Source organism: Streptomyces sp. NPDC031111, from assembly GCF_055570675.1.
This window is the reverse complement of sequence record NZ_JBVIGS010000005.1, coordinates 278189-287619: the sequence shown is the minus strand read 5'-3', so window position 1 is coordinate 287619 and position 9431 is coordinate 278189. Positions and strand designations below refer to the sequence as shown.

Below are 9431 nucleotides of genomic sequence, written 5' to 3'. Positions count from 1 at the left end.
CCTCAGGACCGACCCGACTCGCCCTGGGCGGACTCCGTGGCCGGGGACTCGGTCGCCGCCCAGCTGGCGAGGAGACGGAGCCGGTCCTCCGCGGCACCGCCCGGCTCGGCGGTGTAGACGGTCAGGTCGTGCACCTCCCGGTTGGACACCGGCAGGTTCATGGAGCGGTAGGTCAGCTCCACGCCGCCGACCTCGGGGTGCCGCAGCCGCTTGACGCCGTGGTGGTGGACACGGACGTCGTGCCGGGCCCACAGGGTGCGGAACTCGGGGCTGAGCGTGGACAGTTCGCCGATGAGTTCGCGCAGGGCCCGGTCGTGGGGATCGCGCCCGGCTTCCGCACGCAGCATCGCCACGCTGATCCTCGCCCCGGCCTCCCAGTCGACGAAGAAGTGGTGGGAGCCGGGGTCGAGGAAGAAGTAGCGGGGGAAGTTGGCCTGGCCCCGCTCGTTGGTGGTGTCGCTGTCGAACATGGGTGAGTACAGGGCTCGGCACAACGGATTGCTCGCCACGATGTCCATGCGGCCGCTGCGTACGAAGGCGGGGGCCATCGTCATGGCGTCGAGCATCCATTGCACCGATGGCGGGATCTCGGCGTTCTTGCGACGCGGTGGCGTGCCGCGCGTCGGACGGGCCGCCCGGGCCAGATCGAACAGATAGGTGCGCTCGTCCTCGCCCAGGCGCAGTGCCTGGGCGACCGCGTCCAGCACGTCCTCGGAGACGCCGCTGATGTGGCCCTTCTCCAGCCGCGTGTACCACTCGGTGCTCACACCGGCGAGGACGGCGACCTCCTCGCGCCGGAGGCCCGGGACCCGGCGCCGGCCGCTGGTGGGCAGCCCGACCTGATCCGGGGAGAGCTTGGCGCGTCGGCTGACGAGGAAGCCCCGGATGTCGGAGCGGTTGTCGGCGTCGTCGCCGGGTCGGGAAGCCATGGCATTCAGCGTAGCCGGGGACCTGCGGGCAGGGAGGTCGAGCTTGTACCCCCCATAAACGCAGCCTTCCCCGCCTGCGCCGACGCCGGTTTCGTGGCATCGACAGCCCGACCTCCGAAGGGGCACGCATGTCCTCCGAACTCCCTGACTCCGCCGCTGCGCCCACCCGATCCGACGGGCCCTCCCCGGCGCCGACGCGGCGCACCTTCATCGCGACCACCACCACCGCCGTCGGCGTCGTCGTCGCGGGCGGCACGGTCGGCACCCTGCTCGCCGAGGGGGAGGCGGCGGCCGTCCAGGCGCCGCCGGGCAGCCGGGTCTCCCTGACGGTCAACGGCGCCCGGCGGACGGTGACGGTGGACAACCGCACGTCGCTGCTGGACCTGCTGCGCGAGCACGTCGGCCTCACCGGTACGAAGAAGGGCTGCGACGCCGGTGCCTGCGGGGCGTGCACGGTCCTGGTCGACGGACGCCGGGTCAACTCGTGCCTGACGCTCGCGGTGCGCCTCACCGGCGCCGAGGTCACCACGGTCGAGGGCTTGGCCGACGGCGACGAACTGCACGCGTTGCAGCAGGCGTTCATCGACCAGGACGCCTTCCAGTGCGGCTACTGCACCCCAGGTCAGATCGTGTCCGGCGTCGGCTGCATCCGGGAGGGCCACACCGGCTCACCGGAGGAGATACGGGAGTGGATGAGCGGCAACATCTGCCGCTGCGGCTGCTATCCGAAGATCGTGCGCGCCATCGAGCAGGCCACGGGCCGGAAGTGAGGGCCTGATGTACCCGTTTGCCTTCACCAAGGCGTCCGACCTCCGCGAGGCCATCGACGCCGGCCGCCGGGGCGGCCGTTACCTCGCGGGCGGTACCGCCCTCGTCGACCTGATGCGGGAGACCGTCGAACGCCCCGAGACCGTGGTCGACATCTCCGGCCTGCCGCTGCGGGGGATCACGGTCACCCAGCGGGGGGCCCTGCGGATCGGCGCGCTGGTGCGCATGGCCGAGGCCGCCGCCCACCCGGAGGTACGCGCGCTGTATCCCGTCGTCTCCCAGGCACTGGAGCTGAGCGCGTCGGCCCAGCTGCGGAACATGGCGACCATCGGCGGCAACATCATGCAGCGCACCCGGTGCACGTACTTCCGCGACATCACCGCGGCCTGCAACAAGCGTCAGCCGGGCGCAGGCTGCTCCGCCCTGGAGGGCTTCAACCGCGCTCACGCCATCCTCGGTACCTCGGGCCAGTGCGTGGCCGCCCACCCGTCCGACGTCGCCGCGGCGTTCGCGGCGCTGGACGCACGGGTGCACCTGCGCGGCCCGGACGGCGAACGCCACCTCCCCCTCACCGACTTCCTGCTGCGTCCCGCCGGCACACCGGATCGCGAGCAGGACATCCGGGCGGGCGAGCTGATCACCGCCGTGGAGATCCCGGCCCATCCGCGTCCGCTGCGGTCGGGCTACCTGAAGGTCCGCGACAGGCGGTCCTACGAGTTCGCCCTGACCTCGGCGGCCGTCGTCCTGCATGTGCGCGGCGGGGTGATCCGCGAGGCGAGGGCCGCCGCCGGTGGCGTGGGCACCGTGCCGTGGCGGCTGCCCGAGGTCGAGCGGCGACTCGTCGGTGAACGCCCCTCCGAGGCCCTGTGGTCGGCCGCCGCCGCGCGGGCCGCCGACGGAGCCCGTCCACTGCGGCACAACAGCTTCAAGACCGAGCTGCTGAAGCGGACCGTCGAACGCCAGCTGCGCATCGTAGGAGGTATGGAGTGAGCCCTCAGCCGCAGGCAGCCGTGGGTGCGCCGCTGTCCCGGGTGGACGGACGGCTGAAGGTCACGGGACAGGCACCGTACGCCGCCGACCACGCGGTCGACGGGCTCGTGCACGCCGTGATCGTCGACAGCGCCGTCGGACGCGGTCGCATCGCGTCGATCGACACCCGCGCCGCCCTGGCCCACCCGGGCGTGCTGCGGGTGATCAGTCACCGCAACGCGCCGAAGCTCCCGTACCGCGACGTTCCCGACTCGATGAACCCACCCGGCCGCCGGCTGCGGGTCTTCCAGGACGATCGGGTCCTCTTCCACGGCCAGCCGGTCGCCGTCGTCGTCGCCACCACCCTGGAGGCCGCGCAGCACGGCGCGAGCCTGGTCGACGTCCGCTACGACGCCGAGCGGCCGTCGACGGACCTGCGGGCGGCCGAGCCGGACGAACCGACGAAGTACGCCCGTGGGGACGCCGAAGCCGGACTGAGTTCCTCGGCTGTCCGGATGGACCTGAGCCACCGGATGGCGCGCAACCACCACAACCCGATGGAGCCGTACGCCACCATCGCCCGCTGGGAGGGCTCCAGGCTCACGGTGTGGGACAAGACGCAGTGGGTCGCCGGCACACAGCGGGAACTCGCCGCGGCGTTCGGCCGGCCCGACGATCTGGTGCGGGTCATATCGCCCTTCGTCGGCGGCGCCTTCGGCAGCGGCCTTCGCTGCTGGCCGCACGTGGTGGTCGCCGCCCTGGCCGCGCGGGAGACCGGGCGCGCGGTCAAGCTGGTGCTGACCCGCAGGCAGATGTACTTCGGCACCGGCTTCCGTCCCTCCTACGAGTACCGGCTGCGATTGGGCAGCGACCGCCGGGGCCGCCTGAGGGCCATGGTCCACGAGATCGACGCCGAGACCTCGTCGTACGAGACCTACACCGAGGAAGTCCTGCCCGCGGGGCAAACGCTCTACAGCACGCCCCACGTGAGCCAGGCGTACCGGACGGTGCCGCTGGATGTGAACACCCCGCTGTACATGCGCGGCCCCGGCTTCGCCACGGCCTCGTTCGTCATCGAATCGGCCCTGGACGAACTCGCGCACCGACTCGGCGTCGACCCGATCGAACTGCGCCGACGCAACGAACCGGCCGAGGACGAGTCGTCCGGACTGCCGTTCTCCACCCGTCGGTTGCGCGAGTGCTGCACCGTCGGGGCCCGGGAGTTCGGCTGGCACCGCCGCGCCCTCAGGCCACGCGGCCGACGCGAGGGGGACTGGCTGATTGGCATGGGCATGGCCGTGGGCCTCTACCACACCAACCGTATGACGGCGCAGGCCGGAGTCCGTCTGGACGCCGACGGCACCGCCGTGGTCCGGGCAGCCGCGAGCGACATGGGCCCCGGCACCTACACCGCCCAGACCCAGGTCGCCGCCGACGCCCTGGGGCTGACCATGCGCAACGTCACCTTTCGGCTGGGCGACACCCTCTACCCGTCGGCCCCGCCGCACGGCGGCTCACTGACCATGGCCAGCGTCGGCTCCGCCGTCCTCGACGGCTGCGACCAGGTACGACGGCAGGCCATCGAACTGGCCACCGGGGACCGCGAGTCACCGCTGTACGGGGTCGCCGCCGCCGACGTCGTCGTACGCGGCGGCCGACTCCAGTCGCTGCGCGACCCGGCCCGCGGCGAGACGTATCGGAGCCTGCTCACCCGCAACAAACGCTCCCATCTCGAAGCGCTCGGCACCTTCACCGCGCCGTCCGGTCCCGAGCGGCGGTCCATCTACGCCTACAACGCCACCTTCGCCGAGGTCGGCGTCGACGCGACACTGGGCCTGGTGCGAGTGCGGCGCCTGCTCGGTGTGTACGACGCGGGCCGCATCATCAGCCCCAAGCTCGCCGAGAGCCAGGCCATCGGCGGCATCGTCGGAGGCATCGGCACCGCCCTGCTGGAACACACGGTCACCGACCACCGTGACGGCCGCATCGTCAACGCCAACCTGGCCGACTACCTCGTCCCCGTCAACGCCGACGTCCCCGACGTCAAGGCGATCTATCTGGACGGCGAGGACCGCGACGCCGACCCGCTCGGCGTCAAGGGACTCGGAGAGGTCGTCCACGTCGGCGTGGCCCCCTCGATCGCCAACGCGGTCTTCAACGCCACCGGCCGCCGCGTCCGCGAACTGCCCATCAACCCGGAGGCCCTGCTCTGACACGAGCACCACGGCCGCCGATCACCTCAACCACCACTCAGCCATTCAGGAGCATGACCATGACCAGCAAGACCGTACTGATCACCGGCGCCACCAGCGGGATCGGCGCCCACACCGCGCGGTTGCTTCTCGACCGCGGCCACCGGGTGGCCGTCACCGGCCGCGACGAGGCGAAGCTCAAGGCCTTCCTCGACGCGGCCGGACACCCCGACCGGCTGCTGGGCCTCGTCGCGGACGCGGCGGACTGGGAGGCCACGCTGTCCGCCGTCACCCGCACCGTGGAGCGCTTCGGCGCCCTGCACGCCGCGGTGGCCAACGCCGGCTTCGTCTCCGCCGACGACCTGCGCACCGAGGGCCCGACGATCAGCGACGGCGATCCGACGCTGTGGCCGCCCATGGTCCTCACCAATGTCCTCGGCCCCGCCCTGCTGGCCAAGGCCACCCTGCCCCACCTCGAAGACACCGGCGGGCGGCTGGTGGTCATCGGCAGCGTCGCCGGGACGAAGAACGCCCCCGCCAGCCTCTACTCCGCCACCAAGTGGGCCGTCACCGGACTCGCCGAGAACCTGCGGATGCACGCCACGACCCGCGGCATAGGTGTCACCCTCGTCAACCCCGGCGTGATCGACACCCCCTTCTGGCAGGACGCCGGCGCACCCCCCTTCGCCCTGCCTCCCCAGCACGTCGCCGAGGCCATCTGCTTCGCCCTGGACCAGCCGGCGGGCGTCGACCTCAACACCCTGACCGTCCGGCCGATCGGACAGCCCATCTGACCCATCTCGTCGAGCAGAGGGCTCGTGGCCCGGAACACGACGGTCGCGACCCCCTGCCGCGGCGCCGGACCTCGTATCCGGGGATAATCGGTTGCCTGCCGGCGAGGGTGGCGGATGCAATGTCCGCCATGGTCACCCAGGCGCGACTGCCACGGCACGACGACACGACCGCGGGCGGAGCGCCGGTCCGGGTCGGTGTCCTCGTTCCGCTGACTCGGCCCGGCTGGGTCGAGGCGGGCCGGCACCTGCTCGCCGGACTCGAACTGGCCGTTCGCGACGTCAACGACGGCGGCGGGATCGCCGGAAGCCCCCTCGAACTGCTTGTCCGGGACACCGCGGCCGACCCGCGGCGGGCCGCCGCCGCCGTGGACGAACTGGCCGGCCTGGGCGTGGCCGCCCTGGCGGGGGAGTATCACAGCGTCGTCGCTCGCGCCGCCGCCGCCCGGGCCGAGGCCCTGGACCTGCCGTTTCTCTGCTCGTCAGCGGTCCTTGACACGCTCACCGAACAGCCGGCCCAAGGGGTCGCGCGCCTCTCCCCGCCGCAGTCGCGGGGCTGGCAGATCTACGCCGACTTCCTCCTGGGCTCCGGCCACAGGCACATCGCCGTAGCGGCCGAGCCGAGTGTGTACTGGGCATCCGGAACCCGCGTTCTCCGCGACTACGTCACATCGCGCGGCGGAACCGTCATCGAACTCGACATGCGCGCGCTCACCCCCGAGGCCGTGTGCGACGAACTGGTCGACCACCGCGCGACAGCCCTCCTTCTTCTGGTCGGCCACCCGGAGCCGGGCGTGTCGCTCGTCAGGTCCGTCCGACACGACCGGCGCCTCACCGACATCGTGATCGGTGCTCCGGCCGGGCAACCGGAGTTCGAAACCTGGGCGACCCTGCTGGGCGACGACAGTGCCGCGATCCCGTTCCTGCGCTACCTGCCCGAGCATCTCACCCCGCTCGGGACACGGGTCGGGACGGCGCTCCGTGAACGGCTGGCCCGAGAGCCCTCGTTCGTCGCCTTCGAGGGCTACGACACGGGTGTCGTCCTCGCCGAAACCCTGCGCTCGCACGGCGTGGACCGGGCGCGCACGGCGGCGGCCTGGCCGCGTGTCGCGGTCGAGGGCACCCGCGGGCGGATCCGGTTCATCCGCACGCCGGGCACCGGCGTGTGGCAATGGGCCGGGGCGCCCATCCAGGTCGTCGACCGGGATCCGGCGGCACCCGATCGCTTCCGGGTCCTCCACTCCGGCTGAGCGAGCACCGGTGGATCGGAACCGCGGCAACGGGTCCCGCCGGCCCGGCATTCAAGGGGTCAGGGCCGTGTCCTCGGCCGGACGGCGGTAGGTGCCGTCGCTCCGGTGCAGATGGTGCAGGTCGACCAGGTAGCGGCGCAGGGTCACATGGTCGAGTCGGCTCCCCTCGCACCAGGCGCGCAGTCGGTCGTTGACTTCGCTCTCCGTGTAGTCCCGCTCCGTCTCGAACGTGCGCTCAGCGATGTGGTGCAGTACGAGCTTCTTGCGGTTCCACTGCGCCGGCAGCTTCATCAGCCGTCCGTCCCGTACGAACGTGCGGAGCACCGTCTCCAGCCGCTCGTCCCCGGTGCCGTGGTCCTGCGCGGGCCGGGGTCCGGCCGCGTCGCGGGCCAGGCCGCGGAACGTGTCGTAGGAGACGGCGAGTTCGTCGCCGTTCGCCGCGACGGCTCCCCGCTGCTCGAGCCGCCGCAGCGCGAGGAGCGCCTCCTTGGGCGGCAGCCCGGTCCGTTCGACGATCTCAGCGGTGCTCGTCGCGCCCAGTGCCACCGCGGCGAAGACCCGCACCCGGGTCTCGTCGGCGAACAGCCCGACCACGTCCTCGGCCGTCATGCTCCCTCTCCGTCCCTTCCGGGGCGCGGCGCACAACCCCCGCACCGCCCCGTGGACGGTACCCCCGCGGCACATGGGACGCCCCTCATTTTCCGCACGCACGCTCCTTGCGCCGAGCCCACCGGCAGCGGTGGGGTCGGCGCGGGTCACACCCGGTTCACCGGGAGCGTACGAAGGCCTCCAGGAACTCGTGGACGGTCTTCGCGGGGCGGCCCAGAGTGGTTACCAGCGTCGGGTCGGCAACGTCGAACTCGCCCCGGCGCGACGCGGCGAACATCGTCAAGCTGAACTCGGCGGCCGGCCGCGGCATGCCGCCGGCGACTGCCGCGGCGGTCCAGTCGTCGTCGTCCATGACGACTCTGGTGACGGTCCGGCCGGTGATGCGGCTGAGAATGTCGGCGACGTCGGCGAAGTCCAGCGTGTGAGGGGCGGTCAGCGGCGCCGTGACCCCTTCGAGTGCCCCTGCCCCGCCCTCGGTCAGAGCGACGACCGCCGCTTCCGCCAGGTCCTCGTGTGCCGTCCAGGACACCGGGCCGTCCTGCGGCACGGCGAGCGTGCCGGTCTCCAGCGCGGAGCCGATGTAGTAGCCCAGCGTGGAGGCGTAGAACCCGTTGCGCAGGGCGGTGTAGGGGACTCCCAGTCGGGCGAGGTGCTCCTCGGTGGCCGCGTGGACCTTCTGCGGCGGGAAGAGCGACGTGGGAGAGGCGGCCTGGTGGCTCGTGTACAGAATGCTCCGGGCGCCCGCGTCGAGGGCCGCGTCGATCGCGGCCGTGTTGGCGGTCAGTGCTCCGGTGCCCCGTATGGACGCGGAGACGACCAGGACGCGCTCGGCCCCCTCGAAGGCGTGCTTCAGACTGTCGGGCTCGGTGAAGTCCCCGGCACGCACTCGGACGCCGCGCTCGGCGAGGCCGGCGGCCTTGCTCACGTCGCGCACACTGACGCCGATCCTGTCGGCCGGTACCCGCTCCAGCAGGCGGTCGACGATCAGCCCTCCGAGGTGGCCGGTGGCTCCCGTGACGATCAGCATTGACGAACTCCCGTCGGACGATGTTTCCAATGGAATCACCAAGACGGTATCACTGATATTTCCAATGGAAGCAACGATGGCAGGCGGCAGTTCTGGTGATGAGCGGTTTAAGCAGGTCAGGGGATGGATCACGCGATGAAGCATGTCCGTATCAGCGATAACATCGCCTGTCACGCAGGGGCGATACCATCGTCCCCATGGCATCGAACACGCAGCGGCGAGACATCACCCGGGACCGCATCGTGAGGGCTGCGGCCGACCTGCTGTGCGATCACGGTCCGGCCGCTGTGACCACGCGCCGTGTGGCCCACGAGGCCGGGCTGCAGCCTCCCGCCCTCTACCGCTTCTTCCAGGGCAAGGACGACCTGCTGGTCGCCGCCGTGGAGCAGGTCTTCGCCGACCATGTGGCGAACAAGGAGGCCACCGCGCCTTCGGACGACCCCGTGGAAGACCTCCGCGCCGGATGGGACACCCAGATCGGCTTCGGCCTGGCCCACCCGTATGTCTACGGCCTGCTGCTCGACCCGGCCCGCGCGCGTGACACACCGGCACAGGTCAAGGGCGTACTGGTCCTTGCCGAACGGGTGCACAGAATCGCCGCTGCCGGTCGGCTGCGGGTGAGTGAGGAGCGCGCCGTCAACCTCATCCGCTCGGCGGGGGTCGGGACCATCCACACCCTGCTGACCCAGCCGCCGGAGCAACGCGACCCGCACCTGGCCGACGCGGCGTTCGACGCGATCACCAGCGCCATCCTGGTGGACGGGCCCGCTGTCCCCACCCGGGACCAGGCGGCCGTCGTCGCGGCCTTCCGTGCCCTTCTGCCCGAACTGCCCGGTCTCAGCAAGGCCGAAGCCGCGCTGCTCGACGAGTGGCTGCGACGCTGACCGGAGGGCGAG

At 71.8% G+C, this 9431-nt stretch carries 9 protein-coding genes; 6 read left to right on the top strand and 3 right to left on the bottom strand.

What is annotated here, in order from left to right:
* Positions 1 to 2: 2 nt before the first annotated feature.
* Positions 3 to 929 carry a helix-turn-helix transcriptional regulator gene (locus tag ACZ470_RS13925; protein WP_468427101.1) on the bottom strand — a complete coding sequence of 309 codons (927 nt, stop codon included), beginning with the start codon at positions 927 to 929 and terminating at the stop codon, positions 3 to 5.
* A 128-nt stretch (positions 930 to 1057) separates the two neighbouring features.
* On the opposite strand from ACZ470_RS13925, the gene ACZ470_RS13920 reads away from it, so the two are divergent.
* From ACZ470_RS13920 to ACZ470_RS13900, 5 genes are all read left to right on the top strand, one after another.
* Positions 1058 to 1699, top strand: a complete 642-nt coding sequence (locus tag ACZ470_RS13920) for a (2Fe-2S)-binding protein (RefSeq protein ID WP_468427100.1) — start codon at positions 1058 to 1060, stop codon at positions 1697 to 1699.
* 7 nt (positions 1700 to 1706) lie between these two features.
* Complete coding sequence (locus ACZ470_RS13915; RefSeq protein ID WP_468427099.1) at positions 1707 to 2687, top strand: FAD binding domain-containing protein; 981 nt, start codon at positions 1707 to 1709, stop codon at positions 2685 to 2687.
* On the top strand, positions 2684 to 4879 hold the full coding sequence (locus tag ACZ470_RS13910) for a xanthine dehydrogenase family protein molybdopterin-binding subunit (protein ID WP_468427098.1): 2196 nt from the start codon (positions 2684 to 2686) through the stop codon (positions 4877 to 4879). The genes ACZ470_RS13915 and ACZ470_RS13910 overlap by 4 nt, the downstream gene beginning before the upstream one ends.
* 59 nt (positions 4880 to 4938) lie before the next feature.
* Complete coding sequence (locus ACZ470_RS13905) at positions 4939 to 5652, top strand: SDR family oxidoreductase (RefSeq protein ID WP_468427097.1); 714 nt, start codon at positions 4939 to 4941, stop codon at positions 5650 to 5652.
* A 119-nt stretch (positions 5653 to 5771) separates the two neighbouring features.
* On the top strand, positions 5772 to 6899 hold the full coding sequence (locus tag ACZ470_RS13900) for an ABC transporter substrate-binding protein (RefSeq protein ID WP_468427096.1): 1128 nt from the start codon (positions 5772 to 5774) through the stop codon (positions 6897 to 6899).
* Positions 6900 to 6950: 51 nt separating this feature from the next.
* Here the strand turns inward: ACZ470_RS13900 and ACZ470_RS13895 are convergent, their stop codons facing one another.
* Positions 6951 to 7508 (bottom strand): DUF2087 domain-containing protein, encoded by a 558-nt coding sequence (locus ACZ470_RS13895; protein ID WP_468427095.1) that lies wholly within the window; start codon positions 7506 to 7508, stop codon positions 6951 to 6953.
* Between the two features lie 157 nt (positions 7509 to 7665).
* Entirely contained in the window at positions 7666 to 8535 is an 870-nt protein-coding gene (locus ACZ470_RS13890) for an NmrA family NAD(P)-binding protein (protein ID WP_468427094.1), read from the bottom strand.
* A gap of 197 nt (positions 8536 to 8732) precedes the next feature.
* On the opposite strand from ACZ470_RS13890, the gene ACZ470_RS13885 reads away from it, so the two are divergent.
* Entirely contained in the window at positions 8733 to 9419 is a 687-nt protein-coding gene (locus ACZ470_RS13885) for a TetR/AcrR family transcriptional regulator (RefSeq protein WP_468427093.1), read from the top strand.
* The last annotated feature ends 12 nt before the right edge of the window (positions 9420 to 9431 follow it).

What these genes read in the sequence shown, in the direction of transcription:
- ACZ470_RS13925 (WP_468427101.1), bottom strand. Translation starts at nt 929, where the DNA reads ATGGCTTCCCGACCCGGCGACGACGCCGACAACCGCTCCGACATCCGG.
- ACZ470_RS13920 (WP_468427100.1), top strand. Translation starts at nt 1,058, where the DNA reads ATGTCCTCCGAACTCCCTGACTCCGCCGCTGCGCCCACCCGATCCGAC.
- ACZ470_RS13915 (WP_468427099.1), top strand. Translation starts at nt 1,707, where the DNA reads ATGTACCCGTTTGCCTTCACCAAGGCGTCCGACCTCCGCGAGGCCATC.
- ACZ470_RS13905 (WP_468427097.1), top strand. Translation starts at nt 4,939, where the DNA reads ATGACCAGCAAGACCGTACTGATCACCGGCGCCACCAGCGGGATCGGC.
- ACZ470_RS13900 (WP_468427096.1), top strand. Translation starts at nt 5,772, where the DNA reads ATGTCCGCCATGGTCACCCAGGCGCGACTGCCACGGCACGACGACACG.
- ACZ470_RS13895 (WP_468427095.1), bottom strand. Translation starts at nt 7,508, where the DNA reads ATGACGGCCGAGGACGTGGTCGGGCTGTTCGCCGACGAGACCCGGGTG.
- ACZ470_RS13890 (WP_468427094.1), bottom strand. Translation starts at nt 8,535, where the DNA reads ATGCTGATCGTCACGGGAGCCACCGGCCACCTCGGAGGGCTGATCGTC.
- ACZ470_RS13885 (WP_468427093.1), top strand. Translation starts at nt 8,733, where the DNA reads ATGGCATCGAACACGCAGCGGCGAGACATCACCCGGGACCGCATCGTG.